Raw genomic sequence first — 22121 nt, forward strand, 5'->3', positions numbered from 1 at the left:
ATGGGCCTGATAAATCAGTTCCATCACTTTCACTGCAGCGAAAGAAGCAGGTGAGTTCAAATTGCACTTTGTTCCAATTTGAACTGAAAATCAGTAAGTTTAAAAATAGCTAGGTCTGCTGGCCTAGCTTTTGGTTCAATAGAGAGGAAGGAATAGCATGGGAAATCATTTCCGTACGGACCGTGTGGGCATGGAAATCAAGCGTGAAGTCAATGAGATTTTACAAAAGAAAGTCCGTGATCCGCGTGTCCAAGGAGTGACCATCACAGATGTTCAGATGCTTGGTGATTTATCAATGGCCAAGGTTTACTACACTATTTTGAGTAATCTTGCTTCAGATAATCAAAAGGCCCAAATCGGGCTTGAAAAAGCAACCGGAACTATCAAACGTGAACTTGGTCGCAATTTGAAATTGTATAAAATTCCAGACTTAACTTTCGTTAAAGACGAATCCATCGAGTATGGAAACAAGATTGACGAGATGCTACGCAATCTGGATAAGAAATAAGAAAGAGGGGCAACCCTCTTTTTTGTTTTAAAAACGAGGACTCTGCTTTACTAAAATCTTATCAAGAAAAAATGAGTTCAGAAAATTTCTTTTCAAGAATAAATGTGATATGATATAGTTCAAAATTGAAAGCAGAAGAGAAAACAACAATATGTCTAAACAAGATTTAGCTTTGCAAGTATTGCAACAAGTCGTGAAACTCCCTGTTGTGAAAGTTGATCGGTCAAAATTTTTAGTAGATAAATTTTCCAAACAATTAGACCCAAAAGATATTCCTAGATTACTAGAAGAGGGACCAACAGCCTTGTTACCCCAGGATATTTTAGATAAAGTTGCTGATTCTTGTATTAAGGATAATGTTCTATTGGCGAGTGGAACTTCTGTTCTTGCAGGTATTCCTGGTGGTCTAGCCCTTGCAATCACCATTCCAACTGATGTTGCTCAGTTTTATGCTTTTTCGTTAAAATTGGCTCAAGAATTGGGATATATTTATGGCTATGATGATCTTTGGGCTTCACGAAATGAATTGAGTGAAGAAGCCAAAAATACGCTCTTGCTCTATCTTGGGGTCATGCTTGGAGTCAATAGTGCTGGAGCCCTTCTTCGATCTGGTGGAGTTTCGGTTGCTAAACATGTCATGAAGACAGTTCCTCAGAAGGCTTTGGTTAAGACTTTGTGGTATCCTATTTTAGAAAAAATCCTGAAAATTTTTGGTGTTACCCTTACAAAGGGAGGCTTAGCAAAAGGGATGGGAAAAGTGATTCCTATTCTAGGTGGAGTAATTTCAGGTGGTTTAACCTATACAACTATGAAACCGATGGGTAAAAGTTTGCAAAGAGAATTATCCAAACTAGTCAATTACAGCGAAGTTCAATATCAAAGAGATGTGGAAACTATTCGAAAAGAAGCAGAAATCATCGAAGCAGAGTAATAGGAAGAAACTAGCAGACTTGTACTGCTAGTTTTTTTATCCTAGCCCTTGTGGTATAATGAAAAAAGAAAATCCAGTGTGAGAATTAAATGGAGGTTGTGATGGATAATATTATTGACGTATCTATTCCCGTTGCGGAAGTGGTGGATAAACATCCAGAAGTTTTAGATATTTTGGTTGAGCTTGGTTTTAAACCTCTTGCAAATCCCTTGATGCGTAATACTGTAGGGCGAAAAGTTTCGCTCAAACAAGGCTCAAAGCTTGAAGGGACTCCTATGGATAAGATTGTGCGTACACTTGAAGCAAATGGTTACGAAGTGATCGGGTTAGACTAATGACAGATGAACGTATTCATATCCTGCGGGATATTTTATTAGAATTGCATAATGGAGCCTCTCCAGAGTCCGTTCAGGAACGCTTTGATGCGACCTTTACAGGTGTATCTGCTATTGAGATTTCCCTTATGGAGCACGAGTTGATGAACTCTGACTCAGGCGTAACCTTTGAAGATGTCATGGAACTCTGTGATGTGCATGCCAATCTTTTTAAAAATGCTGTTAAGGGCGTCGAAGTTGAGGATACTGAGCATCCTGGTCACCCTGTGCGAGTCTTTAAGGATGAAAATCTAGCACTCCGTGCTGCCTTGATTCGGGTCCGTAGATTGCTCTCGACCTATGAATCTGTGGACGACGAGGAAATGCTGGCGGAGATGCGTAAGGGTTTGTTGCGTCAGATGGGGCTTGTTGGGCAATTTGATATTCACTACCAGCGCAAGGAAGAGCTCTTTTTTCCTATCATGGAACGTTATGGACATGATTCACCTCCCAAAGTCATGTGGGGAGTTGATGATCAGATTAGGGAACTCTTTCAAACAGCTTTAGCGACAACCAAGTCGCTTCCAGAAGTACCAATTTCCACCGTAAAGGAAGCTTTTGAAGCTTTTGCGACAGAGTTTGAAAGTATGATTTTTAAGGAAGAATCAATCCTTCTCATGATTCTGCTCGAATCCTTTACCCAGGATGACTGGATTCAGATTGCCGAGGAAAGTGACGCCTATGGCTATGCTATCATCCGTCCGTCTGAGAAATGGATTCCAGAACGTCAAAGTTTTGTTGAGGAAAAAAGTGTAGAAGAACCAATTCAGCCAGAAACTGTAGATGGACAAGTTCAGCAAGTGATTGATACGCCAGAAGGTCAGTTTACCATCACCTTCACACCTAAGGAAAAGGAAACAGTAGTAGATCGCAATAGCCAACAGGCTTTTGGAAATGGTTATCTCTCAGTTGAGCAGGCGAATCTTATCCTTAATCATTTGCCGATGGAGATTACCTTTGTTAATAAGGATGATATCTTCCAGTATTACAATGACAATACGCCGGCAGATGAGATGATTTTCAAGAGGACACCGTCTCAAGTTGGACGAAATGTCGAACTCTGCCACCCGCCAAAATATTTGGATAAAGTCAAAACGATTATGCAAGGTCTTCGTGAGGGGAAAAAAGACAAGTACGAGATGTGGTTTAAGTCAGAGTCGCGAGGCAAGTTTGTCCACATCACCTACGCTGCAGTACATGATGAAAACGGGGAATTCCAAGGCGTGCTAGAGTATGTTCAGGATATCCAGCCCTACCGTGAGATTGATACGGACTATTTCCGTGGATTAGAATAAGGAGAATCAATGAGTTACGAACAGGAATTTATGAAGGAATTTGAAGCCTGGGTCAATACCCAGATCATGATCAACGACATGGCGCACAAGGAAAGTCAAAAAGTTTACGAAGAAGACCAAGACGAGCGTGCTAAAGATGCCATGATTCGCTACGAAAGCCGCTTGGATGCTTATCAGTTCTTGCTTGGTAAGTTTGAAAATTTCAAGGCGGGTAAGGGATTTCATGATTTGCCAGAAGGCTTGTTTGGCGAGAGAAATTATTAATGTTTAGAAATTAGAAAGGAGGCTGGGACAAAAGTCCTAGCCTCTCAATTGTCTTTGGATTGTCGAGCAAGACGCAGTGGTTGAGTGGGCTCTACTACGCTGATTTCATCAGCTTTTACAGCCCTACTCAACTGTGCGGAGGTGGGACGACGAAATCGAATTCTAACGAATTACCGATTTCTGTCCCACTCTCTTTTTCATTGTTCCTTGAGCCTTTTTGTGTTACAATGTTAGCATGAAAACGAAAAATATTATTAAAACAGGTTTAGTCGTGGCAGGGCTTGGAGCACTTGCCTTTGGTGCCAAGAAAGTAGCTGATGATCACAAACTCATGAAAACACAGGAAGAGTTAACTGCTATTGTGCGTGACTATTTCTCAGAAATGGGTGAGATTGGGACTCTCTATGTCCAAGTATACGAAAGTAGCCTAGAACGTCTTGTTGGTGGTGTCATTTTTGAAGATGGTCGTCACTATACCTTTGTCTATGAAGATGAAGATCTCATCTACGAGGAGGAAGTCTTATGATTTCTCCTAAGAGTTTGGAAGAATTAGCGGATTTAGTAGAGCAGGACGGCAAAAAGGTCTTCCTTTTTGTTGCGGATTGGTGTGGCGATTGCCGTTATATTTATCCCGCCTTTCCAGAGATTGAAGTGGTAAATCCAGAGTTCACTTTTATACGAGTAGACCGTGATGAGTACATGGAACTTGCTAAACTTTGGGATGTATACGGGATTCCAAGTCTTGTTGTTTTAGACAAGGACAAGGAGATTGGACGTTTTGTCAATCGTGACCGTAAAACCAAGGGGCAAATCAATGACTTTTTAGCAGGTTTGAAATAGGAGAAAAGAATGATTTTTACATACAATAAAGAATATGTAGGCGATGTCCTTATGGTCATCGTGAAAAACAGTGGTGACGCCAAGCTAGATGTTGAGCGTAAAGGTAATGTAGCGCGTGTTTTTCTAAGAGAAACTGGTGAAACTGTTGCATGGAATATTTTTGAAGTTTCTAGCTTATTTGAGATTGAGAATCGTGGCCAAGTATTTCTAACAGACGACCAAGTGGCTCGTTTGAATCAAGAATTGCAAGCTCAAGGATTTACTGAAGAAATCATCAATGACAAGGAACCAAAATTTGTGGTTGGTGAGATTGTAGAAATGGTTGCGCATCCAGATAGTGATCACTTGAATATCTGCCAAGTTGCTGTTGGAAATGATAAAACAGTACAAATCGTTGCAGGAGCTCCCAATGCGCGTGTCGGTTTGAAAACCATTGTTGCTCTTCCTGGAGCCATGATGCCAAAAGGCAATCTCATTTTCCCAGGGGAACTTCGTGGGGAAAAGAGTTTTGGGATGATGTGTAGTCCTCGTGAACTTGCCTTGCCAAATGCTCCCCAAAAACGTGGTGTCATTGAATTATCAGACGACCAGGTAGTTGGAACACCCTTTAACCCAGCTACACACTGGACTCGATTACCAACGACAACAGCGAATTGTTGAGTGTGTAACTTTGCTCGTGAAATCCTAGAAATCTTTTGGCGAAAGTTTTTTAAGTCTTGAATTGTGCACCTAGTTTGACAATTCAGGACAAATGAATAACCATGTCGCCCTACTAACGTTGAGGATAAATATTTATGCCTGATTTTGCTAAAATAGATAAAAAGTCTGTATATACTACGATCATTGGTTTGTTTCTAATGGCAGTATTGTCTTTGACAAAGATAATACCTGAACTTTCTTTGTCAGGTCTCACTGTACTGATTGGTATTCTCTTTTTCTTTGTTCTTGAACATTTTGATAAAAAATCACATATAGAATCAGGTTTGCGCTTTAAATCATTTTTCGATGATTTGAAAAAACAAGGGGTAATTCTTTTGGTCTTGCTTCCTGTAGGAACCGCTGCAGCAACTTTGCTTATCGGCGATATGATATTTAAGGGCGCTTTTGCTAGTCATATTTTGGGAAGAACGGATGGTATGTTATCCTTCGATAAAATACCGCTCCTTATGGTTCAAATAGTAATCGCAGCCTTGGGGGAAGAAATTGCATGGAGAGGTTTCTTTCTTGGTAAGTCAATGAGAATTATACCATTTTGGCTTTGTGCCATTCTATCTTCTTTATTGTTCGCGATAGCCCATATTTCTAGTGGAAGCGTTGGGCTTGTAAGCTACGATATTTTCATGATTTTTGTTGATAGTATCATCTATGCAATGATTTATAAAAAGTCTGGGAATTGTTTGATTTCTACACTTTCTCATATTCTTGGAAATGCAACAGGAATTCTTTTGCTAATGATGTATAGCTAGACAGATTTTAATGTTATCTATCTAATAAAGGATTTTCATTATAGGGAGGAAATGGTCACTATCAGCAAAAGAGGGCTAGATGACTTGATTTATAAAAGTAAGGAATCTTGCTAAAAACTTGAATAATAAAAAGCATTGTTTTGTACAGACCCCAAAAAGTTAGACAAGTAATTTATCCAAAGGATTTAGTTCTGTATTGCACAAGACTGAGTCCTTTTGCTATCTTTATAAGTTTTACATGATTTACTTGTGGTTTATCCTCATAATTTCCATAATGGCTATCGGTATTTTATCCCTTGGAGTAGTAGCTGGTATGGAAGGAAAACTTACGTTTGGTTTCTTTGTTTTATCTTTTTTAGGTGTAGTTCTATTTAGTTTCTATATTTTTAGTATTCTAAAAGAGATAAAGGAATTAAAGCAAATAAAAGGTAAGTGAATAGATAGACGTAATCTAATTTGAATTGTCTTTATCTGGGCTATACATCCGTATCTTGAACAGGTTACTAAAAAGTTACTAAAATTTGAAAAATGAGTCTATTTTGAAAGATTCAAAAGTCCTAAAACCCTATTAAATTAAGGATATAAGATTTAAAAAGTGTATTCATAGAACTGTTTAATCACTAAAAGTGATTTATGATCTTTGACAGAGGGAAATAAGATGGCAAAAAATGTAGTCATTACAGGTGCAACATCAGGTATCGGTGAAGCCATTGCGCGTGCATATCTAGAAAAAGGTGAGAATGTTGTACTCACAGGGCGTCGAACAGAAAGACTCGAGGTTCTAAAAAACGAGTTTACAGAAGCCTTTCCAAATCAAAAAGTCTGGACCTTTCCGTTAGATGTTACGGATATGAGCATGGTAAAAACTGTTTGTTCAGAAATTTTAGAAACTGTTGGTCAGGTTGATATCTTGGTCAATAATGCTGGACTGGCTCTAGGTTTATCGCCTTATCAGGACTATGAAGAGTTGGATATGTTGACCATGCTAGATACCAATGTCAAGGGTTTAATGGCTGTTACTCGTTGTCTCTTACCTTCCATGGTAGCAACTAATCAAGGACATATTATCAATATGGGGTCTACTGCAGGTATATACGCATATGCTGGAGCAGCGGTCTATTCATCAACCAAGGCTGCAGTCAAAACTTTTTCAGATGGGCTTCGGATTGACACCATTGCGACAGATATCAAGGTGACCACTATTCAGCCAGGAATTGTAGAAACTGATTTTTCAAAAGTCCGTTTCCATGGAGATGAAGCACGGGCGGCGTCAGTCTATCAGGGACTCGAAGCTTTGCAGGCGCAAGATATCGCAGATACTGTCGTTTATGTGACCAGTCAACCACGACGAGTACAAATCACAGATATGACTATCATGGCCAATCAACAAGCAACTGGATTTATGATTCATAGAGATTAATATTATTAAAAAAGTTACAAATCTTGTAACTTTTTTTCTTTTCCTTCGAATAGATAAGTAGGAGGATGAAAAATGTATAATAAAGTTATTCTGATCGGACGTTTAACGTCTACACCAGAGTTGCACAAAACCAACAACGACAAGTCTGTAGCCCGTGCGACTATTGCTATTAATCGTCGTTTCAAGGACCAAAATGGGGAACGTGAAGCTGACTTCATTAACATTGTTGTCTGGGGGAAACTTGCTGAAACTTTGGCTAGCTATGCAAGCAAAGGTAGTCTCATTTCTGTAGACGGGGAGCTTCGTACCCGTAAGTTCGAGAAGAATGGTCAGATCAACTATGTGACCGAAGTTCTCGCCACAGGCTTCCAACTTTTAGAAAGTCGTGCCCAACGTGCTATGCGTGAAAATAATGCTGGCCAAGATCTAGCAGATTTGGTTTTGGAAGAGGAGGAACTTCCCTTCTAAAACGATAGGAGTTTGAGAGCTTTCTCGAACTCTTTTTTATGCTATAATCAGACTTTTTCCTTGACTATTTTTGACCAAGTGATACAATAGAACTATGGTTTAGCACTCATATACAAAGAGTGCTAACAATATGATTATCTCATGGAGGAAAGCAGATGTTGAAACCATTAGGCGACCGTGTGGTCTTAAAAATTGAAGAAAAAGAACAAACTGTTGGGGGATTTGTCCTCGCAAAATCAGCCCAAGAAGAAACGAAAACAGCTACTGTAGTGGCTACTGGACAGGGTGTTCGTACCTTGAGCGGTGAGTTAGTCGCTCCAAGTGTAAAAGCTGGAGATCATGTTTTAGTTGAAGCTCATGCAGGTATTGATGTTAAAGATGGGGATGAAAAATACATCATCGTAGGTGAAGCTAACATCTTAGCAATCGTTGAAGAATAATAGGAGAAAGTAAGTATGGCAAAAGACATTAAATTTTCATCAGACGCTCGTTCAGCTATGGTTCGTGGCGTTGATATCCTAGCTGATACTGTTAAAGTGACCTTGGGACCTAAAGGCCGTAACGTTGTTCTTGAAAAATCATTTGGTTCACCATTGATTACCAATGATGGGGTGACAATCGCTAAAGAAATTGAACTAGAAGACCATTTTGAAAATATGGGTGCCAAATTGGTATCAGAAGTAGCTTCTAAAACCAACGATATTGCTGGTGACGGGACAACCACTGCAACTGTCTTGACCCAAGCCATCGTTCGTGAAGGAATCAAGAACGTTACAGCAGGAGCAAACCCAATCGGTATCCGTCGTGGGATTGAAGCAGCAGTTGCAACTGCTGTAGAAGCCTTGAAGAACAATGCCATTCCAGTATCAAGCAAGGAAGCAATCGCACAAGTCGCTGCCGTATCCTCTCGCTCTGAAAAAGTGGGTGAATACATCTCTGAAGCCATGGAAAAAGTTGGTAAAGATGGAGTTATCACTATTGAAGAATCACGTGGTATGGAAACAGAGCTTGAAGTTGTAGAAGGAATGCAATTCGATCGTGGTTATCTATCACAGTACATGGTCACTGACAATGAAAAAATGGTTGCAGACCTTGAAAATCCATACATTTTAATCACTGATAAGAAAATCTCAAACATCCAAGAAATTTTGCCACTTCTAGAAAGTATTCTTCAAAGTAGCCGTCCGCTCTTGATTATTGCAGATGACGTTGACGGTGAAGCTCTTCCAACTCTTGTCTTGAACAAGATTCGTGGAACTTTCAACGTAGTTGCTGTTAAGGCTCCTGGTTTCGGTGACCGTCGTAAAGCGATGTTGGAAGATGTTGCGATTTTGACAGGTGGAACTGTTATTACCGAAGACCTTGGTCTTGAGTTGAAAGATGCTACCATCGAAGCTTTAGGTCAAGCAGCTAAAGTGTCTGTTGATAAAGATAGCACAGTTATTGTAGAAGGTGCAGGAAATCCTGAAGCCATCGCTAACCGTGTCGCTGTCATCAAGTCTCAAATTGAAACAACAACTTCAGAATTCGACCGTGAAAAACTCCAAGAACGCTTGGCTAAATTGTCAGGCGGGGTAGCAGTTATCAAGGTCGGTGCTGCAACTGAAACTGAGTTGAAAGAGATGAAACTCCGTATTGAAGATGCCCTTAACGCGACTCGTGCAGCCGTTGAAGAAGGTATCGTTGCCGGAGGTGGTACTGCCCTTGTTAATGTCATCTCAGCCGTTGAAACTTTGGAATTGACAGGAGATGAAGCGACAGGGCGCAACATCGTGCTTCGTGCCTTAGAAGAGCCAGTTCGTCAAATTGCCTACAATGCAGGTTATGAAGGTTCAATCGTTATTGATCGTTTGAAAAATGCAGAGCTTGGAACTGGCTTCAACGCTGCGACAGGTGAATGGGTTAATATGATTGAAGCAGGTATTATCGATCCTGTTAAGGTTAGCCGTTCAGCCCTTCAAAACGCAGCTTCAGTTGCAAGTCTTATCTTGACAACAGAAGCAGTTGTGGCTAACAAGCCAGAACCGGTAGCACCAGCTCCAGCTATGGATCCATCAATGATGGGTGGTTACTAATAAATAAAAACAGGTAGAAATCATAATTTCTACCTGTTTCTTTTGAATTACTTAAAAAGAGGGAGCACAGCTTCCTCTTTTTTTATCTGAAAATGTTATGGTTTGATAACTTCAGCTCCACCCATGTATGGACGAAGGATTTCTGGAATAGTAACAGAACCATCTTCGTTTTGATAGTTTTCAAGAATAGCAGCGACGGTACGTCCAACAGCAAGTCCAGAACCGTTCAAGGTGTGGAGAAGTTTAACCTTACCATCTGCTTCGTCACGATAACGGATTTGGGCACGACGTGCTTGGAAATCTTCTGTATTTGAACAGCTTGAGATTTCACGGTAGGTATTTTGTGCTGGGATCCAAACTTCCAAGTCGTAAGTCTTAGCAGCTGAGAAGCCCATATCTCCTGTAGAAAGAGCAACTACACGGTATGGCAAGTTGAGTTTTTGAAGGATGTTTTCAGCGTTAGCTGTCATCTTTTCTAGTTCTTCGTATGATTCTTCAGGTTTAGCAAATTTCACCATTTCTACCTTGTGGAATTGGTGCAAACGAATCAAACCACGAGTATCACGACCAGCTGAACCAGCTTCAGAACGGAATGATGGACTCATAGCAGTAAAGTAGATTGGCAAGTCTTTTCCTTCAAGAATTTCATCACGGTAGTAGTTAGTTAGAGGTACTTCAGCGGTAGGAATAAGGACATAATTAGTGTCTTTCAATTCAAAAGTATCATCCTTAAATTTTGGATAATTTCCGGTACCAAACATAGAATCATGGTTAACCATGTAAGGGGTGATGACTTCAGTATAACCTTCCTTACCATGCTCATCTAGCATAAAGTTGTAGATGGCACGTTCCAAGCGAGCTCCGAGGCCTTTATAGAAGAGGAAACGAGCTCCAGTGACTTTTCCACCACGTTCCCAGTCAAGAATACCAAGGTCTTCTCCGAGATCCCAGTGGGCTTTTGGTTCAAAGTCAAACTCACGAGGAGTTCCCCAACGGCGAACTTCTACGTTATCATCTTCGTCTGCCCCAATAGGAACACTATCAGCTGGGATGTTTGGAAGAGTAGTGGTAAATTCTGTCAATTTAGCATCGATTTCAGCTAATTCTGCATCGAGTGCTTTGACTTCGGCAGATAGGGTTTGCATGGCAGCGATCTTATCATCGGCATTTTTCTTGTTGCGCTTAGCTTGAGCAATTTCAGCAGAAACCGTGTTACGCTCTGCCTTGAGGGTTTCAACCTTAACCAAGATGTCACGACGTTTAGCATCGATTTCTTTCATCTCGTTCAAGATAGCAGCATCTACACCACGTGTAGCCAATTTTTCTGCGACAGCATCAAAGTCTGTACGAATACGTTTGATATCTAGCATATAAACTCCTTTATGAAAAAAGCACACCTGACAAAGCGTTGGAGTGGCAGAGCCACGGTTCCATCCAACTTCACAGGTGTGCACTTGATTCTGTATTTGATTTAAAACAACGGTAGAATTTCACCTATCTCTCCTATCTGCTCGCAGCATCCGCAGACTTTCTGGAAGAAGAGGATAACCTACTTATCCGTTTCTATGATTATACTAAACTTTCTATTTTTTTGCAAATAGATTTTTGATTTTACGACCGATGATTTGGAGTAAGGTTGGAAGCTTCACAACCTTTTCATTTCCTAGTTTTTCACGAGCAATTTTAAGAATTTTTCCAGAGTCTTTTGAAGCGAAGAGAAATTTTCCTTGGTCTGTGAATACTTCAAAATGGCGACTAACCTTACGGCCTGAAACATTGGCTCCGATTTGATTAACGCTAGACCATGGGATTTGAATATAATCCTCGACATTTCGGTCTGCGTAAAATTCTAGTGCTTGATCTCCAACAAGGAATTTTCCGACCTTTCCTGAAATGGAAAGATAGGAAGTTCCAGTTGTTTGTAGGTCAATGACTTTGTTGAGAGATTGTGCCATGTTTAGTCTTCCTTACTTTCACCGAAAAATGCTTGGTAGAGAGCCTTGATGGCAGCTTTTTCTTGGTCTTTTTGAACAACGAACATGATAGAAACTTCGCTCGAACCTTGTGACATCATTTGGATGTTGATATTATTTTCAGACAAGGCACGAGTAGCTGTAGCAGTTACTCCGATATGGCGCTTCATTTTTTCTCCAACAATCATTATGATAGACAGGTCATGTTCGATTTCAGCGTGGTCGACCTCTGCTTTTTGAACAAGTTGACGGAGGATTTCTTCCTCTTTGATTGGTGTAAGCTCGCGCTCACGAAGGATGATAGAAAGGTCATCGATACCTGTAGGCATGTGTTCCCAACCAATATTCAGGTCTTCTAGAATTTGAAGTACTTTACGACCAAAACCAACTTCGCGGTTCATGAGGTACTTGGACATATTGATGCTGACAAAACCAGAATCACCAGCAATCCCCACTACTGGGAATTCATCACTGCTGTGTTTCAGAACGATGCGAGTACCTGGATGGTCAGGATTATTGGTATTTTTGATAACAAGAGGGATTTTCCCGCGGTAGGCTGGAAGGAGTGCTTCGTCATGTAGTACAGAGAAACCTGCATAGGCCAATTCCCGCATTTCACGGTAAGTCAATTCAGGGATTGAGTGTGGCTTGTGAATGATACCAGGGTGGGCAGCAAAAATTCCGTCAACATCAGTAAAGTTTTCATAAAGGTCAGCTTTAACTCCAGCTGCGATAATTGAACCAGTAATATCAGATCCACCACGAGAGAAGGTACAGATTTGATCTTCCTTGGTCACGCCAAAGAATCCTGGGATAACTAGAACTTCTGTGCCATTATTGAGTTCTTCAATTTTGTCATAACTTGAAGGAATGATACGAGCATTTCCAGGTTCGCTTGTTACAACAATACCAGCCTCTCGTGGATGAACATAGCGAGCTTCTAATCCATTTTGGTTAAAGTAAGCTGCAATGAGTTTAGCGTTGTTATTTTCCCCTGCAGCAAGGAAGGTATCGTAGAGAAATTCATTGTTTTCAATTGGAAGGGTAGCGAGAGTTCGGATACTTTTAGAGATTCGTTCTAAAACAGCTGGTTTAAGTCCTAGTTCGCTAACCATTGCAGCGTAACGATCGATAATCCAATTTTGACTAGCACTGATATCATTTCCTGCTACATAATCACGATAATATTTAATCAAAGCATCCGTAACCTTGGTATCTTTTGCATCGCGCTTTCCTGGTGCAGATACAACTACAAAACGACGTTCAGGGTCACTTTTTACAATGCTTAAAACCTTTTTCAATTGGCTTGCAGAGGCGAGTGAACTTCCTCCAAATTTTACAACCTTCATAAGAACTCCTCAGTTAGTATTTTATACGATTATAGCAGAAAGAAGGGCTTTTTTCAATCTGCAATAGGAAAGGCTACATCTTATTAGAGGTCTGGACCTGATTAGCTTAACTTAGTTATTTTTAGTATAGAAAATACCCTTTAAAAATCGGCTGATACACTTTTATACAATTTTTACTTGTATAACTAAAAAGAAAAAGATATACTTTGAAGATAAAATAATTTAATCAGCTTTTTAAATTAAAGGAGTGGCTATGAATCATATTATCTTTCAAATTCAAGACGATTTAGCGGTGATTACTTTAAATCGTCCCGAGGTGGCAAATGGTTTCCATATTCCTATGTGTGAAGAAATTTTAGAAGCACTGGAATTAGCTGAAAAAGACGATTCTGTTTCATTTATTCTCATCAATGCTGCTGGTAAGGTGTTTTCTGTTGGTGGCGATTTAGTTGAAATGAAACGTGCTGTCGATGAGGATGATATTGCTTCCTTAACTCGAATTGCTGAATTGGTCAATACTATTTCTTATAAGATTAAACAGATTCCTAAGCCTGTTATCATGGAGGTGGATGGAGCAGTTGCTGGAGCTGCAGCCAATATGGCCTTGGCAGTTGATTTCTGTATCGCATCTGACAAGTCTAAATTTATCCAGGCTTTTGTAGGTGTAGGATTGGCTCCTGACGCGGGTGGCTTATTCTTGCTGACAAGATCGCTCGGCGCAACTAGAGCAACTCAACTAGCTATGACTGGAGAAGCTTTCACCGCTGAAAAGGCAATGGAGGCAGGAGCTCTATACCGTCTATGTACTAGTGAACAATTAGAAAAAACAAGAGAACAATTATTGAAGAAGTTGAGACGTGGCTCTTCAAATTCCTATGCTGCGATTAAGAAACTTGTTTGGGAAAGTGAGTTCAAGCAATGGCATGAATATGCTCAACTTGAATTGGAACTACAAAAATCACTATCCTATACGGAAGATTTTAAAGAAGGTGTTCGTGCACATTCTGAAAGAAGACGTCCAGAATTTATCGGGAAATAAAAAATACTTGCACTATTCTTTGAAGTTTGATATACTTTTTTTGTCAAATGTTTTGATTATTAAACTTTTTTTGATAAAGGAGGGAAGAGAAATGGACTACCAACAAGTCAATGACTATTTAACATCAATTTTTAACAACGTCCTAGTGATCGAGGAAGTAAGTTTGCGAGGTAGTCGTTTCAAAGACATCTCTATCAAAGAAATGCACACGATTGATGTTATCGGTAAGTATCCAGAAGTGACTCCAAGTCAAGTGTCCAAAGAGTTGATGGTAACTCTAGGGACTGTGACAACGAGTTTAAACAATTTGGAGAGAAAAGGATACATCGAACGTATCCGCTCAGATCAAGATCGTCGTGTAGTACATCTGCATTTGACAAAGAAAGGTCGTCTCGTTCACCGTCTTCATAAACGTTTCCATAAGGCCATGGTCGAAAGAATTATCGAGGGCATGAGTCCTGAAGAGATTGAAGTTATGGGAAAAGGCTTGACTAATCTTTATCACTTTTTGGAGGATTTGAAGTAATGGCTTTTGCAAAAATAAGCCAGGTCGCTCATTATGCTCCAGAGCAGATTATCACTAACGAAGACTTGGCTCAGGTCATGGATACGAGTGATGAATGGATCTCAAGTCGGACAGGGATTAAAGAACGCCATATTTCTAAGACAGAATCAACAGGAGATTTGGCTACAGAGGTTGCAAGACAACTTCTAGAGAAGGCAGGGATTTCTGCTGAAGAGCTAGATTTCATCATTATAGCGACTATGACACCTGACTCGATGATGCCCTCAACCGCAGCTCGTGTTCAGGCAAGGATTGGCGCTCATAAGGCTTTTGCCTATGATTTAACAGCTGCTTGTAGTGGATTTGTTTTTGCCCTATCAACTGCAGAAAAGTTCATTTCTTCAGGAACATATCGAAAGGGTCTGGTTATCGGTAGTGAGACCATGTCAAAATCTTTGGATTGGTCTGACCGCTCAACAGCTGTCTTGTTCGGAGATGGAGCTGGTGGTGTGCTACTTGAGGCAAGTGACAAAAAACATTTCTTAGCTGAAAGTCTCAATAGCGATGGTTCTCGTGGTGAGTGTCTCACTTATGGACAGACAGGATTGATTTCACCATTTTCGATTCAAGAAGAACCAGATGTTTTCTTGAAAATGGATGGGAGAGCAGTTTTTGACTTTGCAATTCGAGACGTGGCTAAATCTATTAAACAGACCATCGAAAAAAGTCCAATATCAGCAGATGAACTCGATTATCTCTTGCTTCATCAAGCTAATATTCGAATTTTAGATAAGATGGCTAGAAAAATCGGTGTCGATCGTGACAAGCTTCCTGCTAATATGATGAAGTATGGAAATACTAGTGCGGCAAGTATCCCGATTTTACTTTCTGAGTGTGTAGAAGAAGGGCTCATCCATTTGGATGGTAGCCAAAAAATTCTCTTGTCAGGTTTCGGTGGAGGTTTGACATGGGGCACACTTATTGTTACAATTTAGGTAATCATGTGGTGATCACATTGTTATAAAAAAACTATTTATTTTAAAGGAGTCTATCATGGCAGTATTTGAAAAAGTACAAGAAATTATCGTTGAAGAACTTGGAAAAGATGCATCAGAAGTAACACTTGAATCTACTTTTGATGATTTGGATGCAGATTCATTGGACTTGTTCCAAGTAATCTCAGAAATCGAAGACGCTTTTGATATCCAAATCGAAGCTGAAGACAACTTGAAAACAGTTGGCGACTTGGTTGCTTACGTTGAAGAGCAAACTAAATAATTAGAATAAATAAAGAAGGAGTAGGGGAGACCCGCTCCCTCTTGTTTAGGTAATAGTTTGACCGTCAAATTATAATAAAGTCGAACTATTACGTAAGCAAGACTTATGGAGGCAATATGAAAACACGTATCACTGAACTATTAAATATTAAATATCCTATCTTCCAAGGTGGAATGGCCTGGGTGGCAGATGGCGATTTGGCTGGAGCTGTTTCAAAAGCTGGTGGTCTCGGAATCATTGGTGGAGGAAACGCACCTAAAGAAGTGGTTAAAGCCAACATCGATAAGATTAAATCTTTAACAGACAAGCCTTTTGGTGTCAATATCATGCTCTTGTCTCCATTTGTTGATGATATTGTTGACCTTGTGATTGAAGAAGGGGTTAAGGTAGTCACAACTGGTGCAGGGAACCCAAGTAAATATATGGATCGATTTCATGAAGCAGGAATCACCGTTATTCCTGTAGTTCCTAGCGTAGCTTTGGCTAAACGTATGGAAAAAATCGGTGCAGATGCTGTCATTTGTGAAGGTATGGAAGCCGGTGGACACATTGGTAAATTAACAACCATGACCTTGGTTCGTCAAGTTGCGGCGGCTGTTTCAATTCCTGTTATCGCTGCAGGTGGTATTGCAGACGGTGAGGGAGCTGCTGCTGGATTTATGCTTGGTGCGGAAGCTGTGCAAGTAGGAACTCGTTTTGTAGTTGCTAAAGAATCAAATGCTCATCCAAACTACAAAGCTAAGATTTTAAAAGCTCGTGATATTGATACAACTATTTCAGCACAACATTTTGGTCACGCAGTTCGTGCCATCAAAAATCAATTGACTCGTGATTTCGAGCAAGCTGAAAAAGATGCCTTTAAACAAGAAAATCCAGACTTAGAAATTTTTGAACAAATGGGTGCTGGAGCCTTAGCTAAGGCTGTTGTCCATGGTGATGTAGATGGCGGTTCAGTAATGGCCGGCCAGATTGCAGGTTTGGTATCTAAAGAAGAAACAGTTGAAGAAATCTTAAAAGATATCTACTATGGTGCAGCTGAGAAAATTCAAAAAGAAGCCGCTCGTTGGGCAGGAGTTACAAGAAATGACTAAAACAGCCTTTCTATTTGCAGGTCAAGGAGCCCAGTACCTTGGAATGGGACGTGAACTATACGACCAATATGCTATCGTCAAAGAAACAATCGACCAAGCTAGCCAGGTCTTAGGTTATGATCTTCGTGACTTGATTGATAACGATGAAACGAAGCTAAATCAGACTCGTTACACACAACCAGCTATTTTGGCTACATCCGTTGCCATTTACCGACTACTAAAGGAGAAAGGTTACCAACCAGATATAGTGGCAGGCCTCTCTCTTGGTGAATATTCTGCCCTTGTAGCTAGTGGCGCCTTGGATTTTGAAGATGCAGTGGCTCTAGTTGCTAAGCGTGGAGCTTATATGGAAGAAGCAGCACCTGCAGGGTCTGGTAAAATGGTAGCCGTACTCAATACTCCAGTTGAAGTTATTGAACAAGCTTGTCAAGAAGCTTCTCAACTTGGAGTTGTGACTCCAGCTAACTACAATACCCCAAGCCAAATTGTTATTGGTGGTGAGGTGGTTGCTGTGGATCGTACAGTTGAACTCTTGCAAGAAGCAGGAGCAAAACGCTTAATTCCGCTAAATGTTTCTGGACCTTTCCATACAGCTTTATTGGAATCTGCTAGTCAAAAATTAGCTCAAGTCCTAGAAGATGTTGAGTTTAATGACTTTGCTTGTCCACTTGTTGGTAATACAGAAGCAAAAGTCATGGAAAAAGAACGAATTGCAGAACTCTTGACTCGTCAAGTCAAGGAACCTGTTCGTTTCTATGAAAGCATTGCAGTTATGCAAGAAGCTGGTGTGACACGTTTTATCGAGATTGGTCCTGGGAAAGTCTTGTCTGGATTCGTCAAAAAGATTGATAAAACTGCTCAACTTGCAAATGTGGAAGATCAAGCAAGTTTACAAGCACTCTTAGAAAATTAGATCAGGATGATAGAAGTTCTGAAAGGAGAAAAATGAAACTAGAACAGAAAAATGTCTTTATTACAGGCTCAAGTCGAGGAATTGGTCTTGCCATTGCTCATAAATTTGCCAGCTTGGGAGCCAACGTTGTCTTGAATAGTCGTGGTGAGATCTCCGAGGAGCTTCTAGACGAGTTTAAACCATACGGGGTGAAGGTCCTTGCTATTTCTGGTGATGTTTCTGATTTTACGGATGCAAAACGAATGGTGGACCAAGCTATTGAAGAGCTAGGTTCAGTTGACATCCTAGTGAATAACGCCGGGATTACTCAAGACACTCTCATGCTGAAGATGACAGAAGAAGATTTTGAGAAGGTCTTGAAAGTTAATCTAACGGGAGCCTTCAATATGACGCAAGCAGTCTTGAAGCAGATGATAAAAGCTCGTGAAGGGGCCATTATCAATATGTCCAGTGTCGTTGGTTTGATGGGAAATATCGGTCAAGCGAACTACGCTGCATCTAAGGCTGGTCTAATTGGATTTACCAAATCAGTAGCACGTGAGGTAGCCAATCGTAATGTACGTGTCAATGCCATTGCTCCAGGAATGATCGAATCTGATATGACTGCAGTCCTATCTGATAAGGTAAAAGATGCTATGTTGGCACAAATTCCGATGAAACAATTTGGCCAAGCTGAGCAAGTGGCAGAGGTCACAGCCTTTCTTGCAAGCCAAGATTATCTAACGGGACAAGTCATTGCAATTGATGGTGGACTTACCATGCAATAAGAGTTAAAATAGAGGTATGAAAATGAAACTAAATCGTGTAGTAGTAACAGGTTATGGATTAACATCTCCAATTGGGAATACGCCAGAAGAATTTTGGAACAGTTTAAAGAATGGAAAGATTGGGATTGGTGAAATCACCAAGTTTGATCACAGTGCTTTTGACGTCCATAATGCAGCAGAGATTAATGATTTTCCTTTTGACAAATATTTTGTAAAAAAAGATACCAATCGTTTCGATGATTATTCTTTGTATGCCTTGTATGCAGCTCAAGAAGCAGTGAACAATGCAAATCTTGACGTAGAAGCGCTTGATAAAGACCGCTTTGGTGTCATCGTTGCATCAGGTATCGGTGGAATCAGAGAAATCGAAGACCAAGTGCTTCGACTTCACGAAAAAGGACCAAAACGTGTTAAACCATTAACACTTCCAAAAGCCTTGCCAAATATGGCTGCAGGAAATGTAGCTATGCGCTTTGGTGCCAATGGTATCTGTAAATCTATCAACACAGCTTGCGCTTCATCAAACGATGCTATCGGAGATGCCTTCCGTTCTATCAAATTTGGTTTCCAAGATATCATGTTAGTTGGTGGATCAGAATCTTCAATTACTCCATTTGCAATCGCTGGTTTCCAAGCCTTAACAGCTCTTTCAACAACAGAGGATCCAACTCGTGCTTCTATTCCATTTGATAAAGACCGTAATGGATTTGTTATGGGTGAAGGATCAGGTATGTTAGTCCTTGAAAGTTTAGAGCATGCTGAAAAACGCGGTGCAACTATCCTAGCTGAAGTTGTCGGTTACGGGAATACTTGTGATGCCTACCATATGACTTCACCACATCCAGAAGGCCAAGGTGCTATTAAAGCTATCAAACTTGCTTTGGAGGAAGCTGAAATCACACCAGACCAAGTAGCTTATGTCAATGCTCACGGTACATCAACTCCTGCTAATGAAAAGGGAGAAAGTGGTGCTATCGTAGCGGTTCTTGGTAAGGAAGTACCTGTATCTTCAACCAAGTCATTTACAGGCCACTTGCTCGGTGCAGCAGGTGCAGTTGAGGCTATTGCAACAATTGAAGCAATCCGTAACAACTATGTTCCAATGACAGCTGGAACAACAGAAGTGTCAGACTACATTGAAGCAAACGTTATTTATGGACAAGGCTTGGAACATGAAATCCCTTATGCTATCTCAAATACTTTTGGATTTGGTGGGCATAACGCAGTTCTTGCTTTCAAACGTTGGGAGAATAAGTAAAAATGAATTTAAATGAAATCAAAGACTTGATGGCACAATTTGACCAGTCGAGCTTGAAAGAATTTTCTTATAAAAATGGAACGGACGAGTTGGTCTTCAGTAAGAATGAAGCGAAACTTGTGGCAGAAACAAGTCCAGCACCTCAGCCTGTAGTTCCAGCAGCTGTACCTACAGTTGCACCACAAGCTCCAACTACAACACAAGTTGTAGAAGCAGTTCCAGAATCAAATACTACTGAATCTGTAGCTGAAGGAGACCTTGTAGAAAGTCCACTTGTCGGAGTTGCTTACTTGGCTGCCGGACCAGACAAACCTAATTTTGTTTCAGTCGGTGATACTGTTAAAAAAGGCCAAACCTTGGTCATCATTGAAGCTATGAAAGTTATGAATGAAATTCCAGCACCTAAAGACGGTGTTGTAACAGAAATTCTTGTTGAAAATGAAGAAATGGTTGAGTTTGGGAAAGGCTTGGTACGTATCAAATGATTGATATTCAAGGAATTAAAGAAGCTTTGCCACACCGTTATCCCATGCTTTTAGTAGATCGTGTCTTAGAAGTTAGTGAAGATACAATTGTTGCCATTAAAAATGTGACGATTAACGAACCTTTCTTCAATGGTCATTTTCCTCAATACCCAGTTATGCCTGGAGTCCTCATTATGGAAGCCTTGGCTCAGACAGCAGGTGTTTTGGAATTGTCTAAACCTGAAAACAAAGGGAAACTTGTCTTCTATGCTGGTATGGACAAGGTTAAGTTCAAGAAACAAGTTGTTCCTGGTGATCAGCTTGTCATGACAGCAACTTTTGTCAAACGTCGTGGCACAATCGCCGTAGTAGAAGCGAAGGCAGAAGTAGATGGTAAGCTTGCAGCAAGCGGTACTCTGACCTTTGCTATTGGAAACTAGGGAGGTTTTCCATGTTTCGTAAGATTTTAATTGCCAATCGTGGTGAAATTGCTGTTCGTATTATTCGTGCAGCACGAGAGTTAGGAATCGCAACAGTCGCTGTCTATTCGACTGCTGACAAGGAAGCTCTCCACACGCTTTTGGCTGATGAGGCTATCTGTATCGGTCCTGGGAAGGCTACAGAATCTTATCTGAACATCAATGCCATCCTATCAGCTGCGGTCTTGACTGAAGCTGAAGCTATTCACCCTGGATTTGGTTTTTTAAGTGAAAATTCCAAATTTGCAACTATGTGTGAAGAAGTCGGTATCAAATTTATTGGGCCATCAGCTCGAGTAATGGATGTCATGGGAGATAAAATTAACGCCCGTGCTCAAATGATTAAGGCTAATGTGCCTGTCATTCCAGGATCAGATGGAGAAGTCCATACTGCAGAAGAAGCGCTTGCTGTTGCCGAAAAAATTGGTTATCCAGTTATGCTGAAAGCTTCAGCTGGAGGTGGTGGTAAAGGAATTCGTAAGGTTGAAAAGGCAGAAGATCTTGTATCAGCCTTTGAAACAGCCTCTAGTGAAGCCAAAGCAAACTTTGGTAACGGGGCTATGTACCTAGAGCGCGTGATTTATCCTGCTCGCCACATTGAAGTACAGATTCTTGCTGACCAGATTGGACATGTGATTCACCTAGGTGAGCGTGACTGTTCGCTTCAGCGGAATAACCAAAAGGTTTTAGAAGAAAGTCCTTCGATTGCCATTGGGAAAACACTGCGTAATGAAATTGGTGCTGCAGCAGTCCGTGCAGCGGAGTCTGTTGGTTATGAAAATGCTGGTACTATTGAATTCCTACTAGATGAAGCAAGTGGGAAATTCTACTTTATGGAGATGAATACTCGTGTCCAAGTAGAACACCCAGTAACCGAATTTGTTTCTGGTGTGGATATTGTCAAGGAACAAATCCGTATTGCGTCAGGTCAACCTTTGACTCTGAAACAAGAAGATATTATTCTAAAAGGACATGCTATTGAGTGCCGTATCAACGCAGAAAACCCAGCCTTTAATTTTGCACCGAGCCCAGGTAAGATTACTAATCTTTATCTACCAAGCGGTGGTGTTGGCTTGCGTGTTGACTCTGCAGTTTATCCAGGGTATACCATTCCACCATACTATGATAGTATGATTGCTAAAATTATTGTTCATGGTGAAAATCGTTTTGATGCACTCATGAAAATGCAAAGAGCTCTTTATGAACTCGAAATTGAAGGGGTCGTCACCAATGCTGATTTTCAACTCGATTTGATTTCAGATCGTCGGGTGATAGCAGGGGACTACGATACTTCATTCTTGATGGAAACTTTCTTACCACACTATCAAGAAAAAGAATAATGTAAAAAGAATATGAGACTGAAA

General features: G+C 40.6%; 28 protein-coding genes. 25 read left to right on the plus strand and 3 right to left on the minus strand.

What is annotated here, in order from left to right:
- Positions 1 to 157 precede the first annotated feature (157 nt).
- The 14 genes from rbfA (at position 158) to groL (ending at position 9641) form a co-directional block, all read left to right on the plus strand.
- Complete coding sequence (gene rbfA, locus AB8E63_RS00645; RefSeq protein WP_223333672.1) at positions 158 to 508, plus strand: 30S ribosome-binding factor RbfA; 351 nt, start codon at positions 158 to 160, stop codon at positions 506 to 508.
- Between the two features lie 151 nt (positions 509 to 659).
- Entirely contained in the window at positions 660 to 1439 is a 780-nt protein-coding gene (locus AB8E63_RS00650) for a hypothetical protein (protein ID WP_368909495.1), read from the plus strand.
- 101 nt (positions 1440 to 1540) lie between these two features.
- Positions 1541 to 1774 (plus strand): DUF1858 domain-containing protein, encoded by a 234-nt coding sequence (locus AB8E63_RS00655; protein ID WP_000368732.1) that lies wholly within the window; start codon positions 1541 to 1543, stop codon positions 1772 to 1774.
- The gene (locus tag AB8E63_RS00660; protein WP_368909496.1) at positions 1774 to 3108 is read left to right on the plus strand and encodes a DUF438 domain-containing protein; all 1335 of its coding nucleotides are present in this window, start codon (positions 1774 to 1776) and stop codon (positions 3106 to 3108) included. The genes AB8E63_RS00655 and AB8E63_RS00660 overlap by 1 nt, the downstream gene beginning before the upstream one ends.
- A 9-nt stretch (positions 3109 to 3117) precedes the next feature.
- Complete coding sequence (locus AB8E63_RS00665; protein WP_000119707.1) at positions 3118 to 3372, plus strand: DUF1912 family protein; 255 nt, start codon at positions 3118 to 3120, stop codon at positions 3370 to 3372.
- A 235-nt stretch (positions 3373 to 3607) separates the two neighbouring features.
- Positions 3608 to 3898, plus strand: a complete 291-nt coding sequence (locus tag AB8E63_RS00670) for a DUF4651 domain-containing protein (RefSeq protein ID WP_024053819.1) — start codon at positions 3608 to 3610, stop codon at positions 3896 to 3898.
- Positions 3895 to 4212, plus strand: a complete 318-nt coding sequence (locus tag AB8E63_RS00675; protein ID WP_368909497.1) for a thioredoxin family protein — start codon at positions 3895 to 3897, stop codon at positions 4210 to 4212. The genes AB8E63_RS00670 and AB8E63_RS00675 overlap by 4 nt, the downstream gene beginning before the upstream one ends.
- A gap of 9 nt (positions 4213 to 4221) precedes the next feature.
- Positions 4222 to 4872: a YtpR family tRNA-binding protein gene (gene ytpR, locus AB8E63_RS00680; protein WP_368909498.1), complete on the plus strand. Its 651-nt coding sequence runs from the start codon at positions 4222 to 4224 to the stop codon at positions 4870 to 4872.
- A 134-nt stretch (positions 4873 to 5006) separates the two neighbouring features.
- Positions 5007 to 5678 (plus strand): CPBP family intramembrane glutamic endopeptidase, encoded by a 672-nt coding sequence (locus tag AB8E63_RS00685; RefSeq protein WP_070460536.1) that lies wholly within the window; start codon positions 5007 to 5009, stop codon positions 5676 to 5678.
- A 274-nt stretch (positions 5679 to 5952) separates the two neighbouring features.
- Positions 5953 to 6114: a histidine kinase gene (locus AB8E63_RS00690; RefSeq protein ID WP_247912785.1), complete on the plus strand. Its 162-nt coding sequence runs from the start codon at positions 5953 to 5955 to the stop codon at positions 6112 to 6114.
- 222 nt (positions 6115 to 6336) lie between these two features.
- Positions 6337 to 7098: an SDR family NAD(P)-dependent oxidoreductase gene (locus tag AB8E63_RS00695; protein ID WP_368909499.1), complete on the plus strand. Its 762-nt coding sequence runs from the start codon at positions 6337 to 6339 to the stop codon at positions 7096 to 7098.
- Positions 7099 to 7170: 72 nt separating this feature from the next.
- A complete protein-coding gene (locus AB8E63_RS00700) occupies positions 7171 to 7566 on the plus strand; it encodes a single-stranded DNA-binding protein (protein WP_247912784.1) in 396 nt (131 codons plus the stop codon).
- 155 nt (positions 7567 to 7721) lie between these two features.
- Positions 7722 to 8006 (plus strand): co-chaperone GroES, encoded by a 285-nt coding sequence (gene groES / locus AB8E63_RS00705; RefSeq protein ID WP_368909500.1) that lies wholly within the window; start codon positions 7722 to 7724, stop codon positions 8004 to 8006.
- Positions 8007 to 8021: 15 nt separating this feature from the next.
- A complete protein-coding gene (gene groL / locus AB8E63_RS00710) occupies positions 8022 to 9641 on the plus strand; it encodes a chaperonin GroEL (protein WP_368909501.1) in 1620 nt (539 codons plus the stop codon).
- Positions 9642 to 9736: 95 nt separating this feature from the next.
- On the opposite strand, the gene serS is transcribed toward groL, so the two are convergent.
- The 3 genes from serS to AB8E63_RS00725 form a co-directional block, all read right to left on the minus strand.
- A complete protein-coding gene (serS, locus tag AB8E63_RS00715; RefSeq protein WP_368909502.1) occupies positions 9737 to 11011 on the minus strand; it encodes a serine--tRNA ligase in 1275 nt (424 codons plus the stop codon).
- Between the two features lie 213 nt (positions 11012 to 11224).
- Complete coding sequence (locus tag AB8E63_RS00720; protein ID WP_281137715.1) at positions 11225 to 11596, minus strand: DUF956 family protein; 372 nt, start codon at positions 11594 to 11596, stop codon at positions 11225 to 11227.
- Between the two features lie 2 nt (positions 11597 to 11598).
- On the minus strand, positions 11599 to 12963 hold the full coding sequence (locus tag AB8E63_RS00725) for an aspartate kinase (RefSeq protein ID WP_368909504.1): 1365 nt from the start codon (positions 12961 to 12963) through the stop codon (positions 11599 to 11601).
- 253 nt (positions 12964 to 13216) lie between these two features.
- Here AB8E63_RS00725 and AB8E63_RS00730 point away from each other — a divergent pair, with 253 nt between their 5' ends.
- The 11 genes from AB8E63_RS00730 (at position 13217) to accC (ending at position 22097) form a co-directional block, all read left to right on the plus strand.
- Entirely contained in the window at positions 13217 to 14002 is a 786-nt protein-coding gene (locus tag AB8E63_RS00730; protein ID WP_368909505.1) for an enoyl-CoA hydratase, read from the plus strand.
- 91 nt (positions 14003 to 14093) lie between these two features.
- The gene (locus AB8E63_RS00735) at positions 14094 to 14528 is read left to right on the plus strand and encodes a MarR family winged helix-turn-helix transcriptional regulator (RefSeq protein ID WP_004251873.1); all 435 of its coding nucleotides are present in this window, start codon (positions 14094 to 14096) and stop codon (positions 14526 to 14528) included.
- A complete protein-coding gene (locus AB8E63_RS00740; RefSeq protein ID WP_368909506.1) occupies positions 14528 to 15502 on the plus strand; it encodes a beta-ketoacyl-ACP synthase III in 975 nt (324 codons plus the stop codon). Before AB8E63_RS00735 ends, AB8E63_RS00740 begins: the two co-directional genes overlap by 1 nt.
- 58 nt (positions 15503 to 15560) lie before the next feature.
- Positions 15561 to 15785: an acyl carrier protein gene (locus AB8E63_RS00745; RefSeq protein WP_000257840.1), complete on the plus strand. Its 225-nt coding sequence runs from the start codon at positions 15561 to 15563 to the stop codon at positions 15783 to 15785.
- A 116-nt stretch (positions 15786 to 15901) separates the two neighbouring features.
- Complete coding sequence (fabK, locus tag AB8E63_RS00750) at positions 15902 to 16876, plus strand: enoyl-[acyl-carrier-protein] reductase FabK (RefSeq protein ID WP_368909507.1); 975 nt, start codon at positions 15902 to 15904, stop codon at positions 16874 to 16876.
- Positions 16869 to 17789: an ACP S-malonyltransferase gene (gene fabD, locus AB8E63_RS00755; RefSeq protein WP_368909508.1), complete on the plus strand. Its 921-nt coding sequence runs from the start codon at positions 16869 to 16871 to the stop codon at positions 17787 to 17789. Before fabK ends, fabD begins: the two co-directional genes overlap by 8 nt.
- 32 nt (positions 17790 to 17821) lie before the next feature.
- Positions 17822 to 18556: a 3-oxoacyl-[acyl-carrier-protein] reductase gene (gene fabG, locus AB8E63_RS00760; protein ID WP_368909509.1), complete on the plus strand. Its 735-nt coding sequence runs from the start codon at positions 17822 to 17824 to the stop codon at positions 18554 to 18556.
- Between the two features lie 22 nt (positions 18557 to 18578).
- Positions 18579 to 19814, plus strand: a complete 1236-nt coding sequence (gene fabF, locus AB8E63_RS00765; protein ID WP_368909630.1) for a beta-ketoacyl-ACP synthase II — start codon at positions 18579 to 18581, stop codon at positions 19812 to 19814.
- A gap of 2 nt (positions 19815 to 19816) precedes the next feature.
- The gene (accB, locus tag AB8E63_RS00770) at positions 19817 to 20299 is read left to right on the plus strand and encodes an acetyl-CoA carboxylase biotin carboxyl carrier protein (protein WP_368909510.1); all 483 of its coding nucleotides are present in this window, start codon (positions 19817 to 19819) and stop codon (positions 20297 to 20299) included.
- Complete coding sequence (gene fabZ / locus AB8E63_RS00775) at positions 20296 to 20718, plus strand: 3-hydroxyacyl-ACP dehydratase FabZ (protein ID WP_000565515.1); 423 nt, start codon at positions 20296 to 20298, stop codon at positions 20716 to 20718. The genes accB and fabZ overlap by 4 nt, the downstream gene beginning before the upstream one ends.
- An 11-nt stretch (positions 20719 to 20729) precedes the next feature.
- Positions 20730 to 22097: an acetyl-CoA carboxylase biotin carboxylase subunit gene (gene accC, locus AB8E63_RS00780; protein ID WP_368909512.1), complete on the plus strand. Its 1368-nt coding sequence runs from the start codon at positions 20730 to 20732 to the stop codon at positions 22095 to 22097.
- The last annotated feature ends 24 nt before the right edge of the window (positions 22098 to 22121 follow it).

It is taken from the genome of Streptococcus sp. oral taxon 061, assembly GCF_964211575.1.
Taxonomy (GTDB): domain Bacteria; phylum Bacillota; class Bacilli; order Lactobacillales; family Streptococcaceae; genus Streptococcus.

Excerpts from the sequence above, each read along its gene's own strand:
- rbfA (WP_223333672.1), top strand. The coding sequence starts at position 158 with ATGGGAAATCATTTCCGTACGGACCGTGTGGGCATGGAAATCAAGCGT.
- serS (WP_368909502.1), bottom strand. The coding sequence starts at position 11,011 with ATGCTAGATATCAAACGTATTCGTACAGACTTTGATGCTGTCGCAGAA.
- AB8E63_RS00655 (WP_000368732.1), top strand. The coding sequence starts at position 1,541 with ATGGATAATATTATTGACGTATCTATTCCCGTTGCGGAAGTGGTGGAT.
- fabK (WP_368909507.1), top strand. The coding sequence starts at position 15,902 with ATGAAAACACGTATCACTGAACTATTAAATATTAAATATCCTATCTTC.
- fabF (WP_368909630.1), top strand. The coding sequence starts at position 18,579 with ATGAAACTAAATCGTGTAGTAGTAACAGGTTATGGATTAACATCTCCA.
- AB8E63_RS00740 (WP_368909506.1), top strand. The coding sequence starts at position 14,528 with ATGGCTTTTGCAAAAATAAGCCAGGTCGCTCATTATGCTCCAGAGCAG.
- AB8E63_RS00690 (WP_247912785.1), top strand. The coding sequence starts at position 5,953 with ATGGCTATCGGTATTTTATCCCTTGGAGTAGTAGCTGGTATGGAAGGA.
- fabG (WP_368909509.1), top strand. The coding sequence starts at position 17,822 with ATGAAACTAGAACAGAAAAATGTCTTTATTACAGGCTCAAGTCGAGGA.
- AB8E63_RS00660 (WP_368909496.1), top strand. The coding sequence starts at position 1,774 with ATGACAGATGAACGTATTCATATCCTGCGGGATATTTTATTAGAATTG.
- AB8E63_RS00685 (WP_070460536.1), top strand. The coding sequence starts at position 5,007 with ATGCCTGATTTTGCTAAAATAGATAAAAAGTCTGTATATACTACGATC.
- fabZ (WP_000565515.1), top strand. The coding sequence starts at position 20,296 with ATGATTGATATTCAAGGAATTAAAGAAGCTTTGCCACACCGTTATCCC.
- accC (WP_368909512.1), top strand. The coding sequence starts at position 20,730 with ATGTTTCGTAAGATTTTAATTGCCAATCGTGGTGAAATTGCTGTTCGT.
- AB8E63_RS00675 (WP_368909497.1), top strand. The coding sequence starts at position 3,895 with ATGATTTCTCCTAAGAGTTTGGAAGAATTAGCGGATTTAGTAGAGCAG.
- AB8E63_RS00745 (WP_000257840.1), top strand. The coding sequence starts at position 15,561 with ATGGCAGTATTTGAAAAAGTACAAGAAATTATCGTTGAAGAACTTGGA.
- fabD (WP_368909508.1), top strand. The coding sequence starts at position 16,869 with ATGACTAAAACAGCCTTTCTATTTGCAGGTCAAGGAGCCCAGTACCTT.
- AB8E63_RS00730 (WP_368909505.1), top strand. The coding sequence starts at position 13,217 with ATGAATCATATTATCTTTCAAATTCAAGACGATTTAGCGGTGATTACT.
- AB8E63_RS00650 (WP_368909495.1), top strand. The coding sequence starts at position 660 with ATGTCTAAACAAGATTTAGCTTTGCAAGTATTGCAACAAGTCGTGAAA.
- AB8E63_RS00665 (WP_000119707.1), top strand. The coding sequence starts at position 3,118 with ATGAGTTACGAACAGGAATTTATGAAGGAATTTGAAGCCTGGGTCAAT.
- AB8E63_RS00720 (WP_281137715.1), bottom strand. The coding sequence starts at position 11,596 with ATGGCACAATCTCTCAACAAAGTCATTGACCTACAAACAACTGGAACT.
- accB (WP_368909510.1), top strand. The coding sequence starts at position 19,817 with ATGAATTTAAATGAAATCAAAGACTTGATGGCACAATTTGACCAGTCG.
- AB8E63_RS00735 (WP_004251873.1), top strand. The coding sequence starts at position 14,094 with ATGGACTACCAACAAGTCAATGACTATTTAACATCAATTTTTAACAAC.
- AB8E63_RS00670 (WP_024053819.1), top strand. The coding sequence starts at position 3,608 with ATGAAAACGAAAAATATTATTAAAACAGGTTTAGTCGTGGCAGGGCTT.
- groES (WP_368909500.1), top strand. The coding sequence starts at position 7,722 with ATGTTGAAACCATTAGGCGACCGTGTGGTCTTAAAAATTGAAGAAAAA.
- AB8E63_RS00700 (WP_247912784.1), top strand. The coding sequence starts at position 7,171 with ATGTATAATAAAGTTATTCTGATCGGACGTTTAACGTCTACACCAGAG.
- ytpR (WP_368909498.1), top strand. The coding sequence starts at position 4,222 with ATGATTTTTACATACAATAAAGAATATGTAGGCGATGTCCTTATGGTC.
- groL (WP_368909501.1), top strand. The coding sequence starts at position 8,022 with ATGGCAAAAGACATTAAATTTTCATCAGACGCTCGTTCAGCTATGGTT.
- AB8E63_RS00695 (WP_368909499.1), top strand. The coding sequence starts at position 6,337 with ATGGCAAAAAATGTAGTCATTACAGGTGCAACATCAGGTATCGGTGAA.
- AB8E63_RS00725 (WP_368909504.1), bottom strand. The coding sequence starts at position 12,963 with ATGAAGGTTGTAAAATTTGGAGGAAGTTCACTCGCCTCTGCAAGCCAA.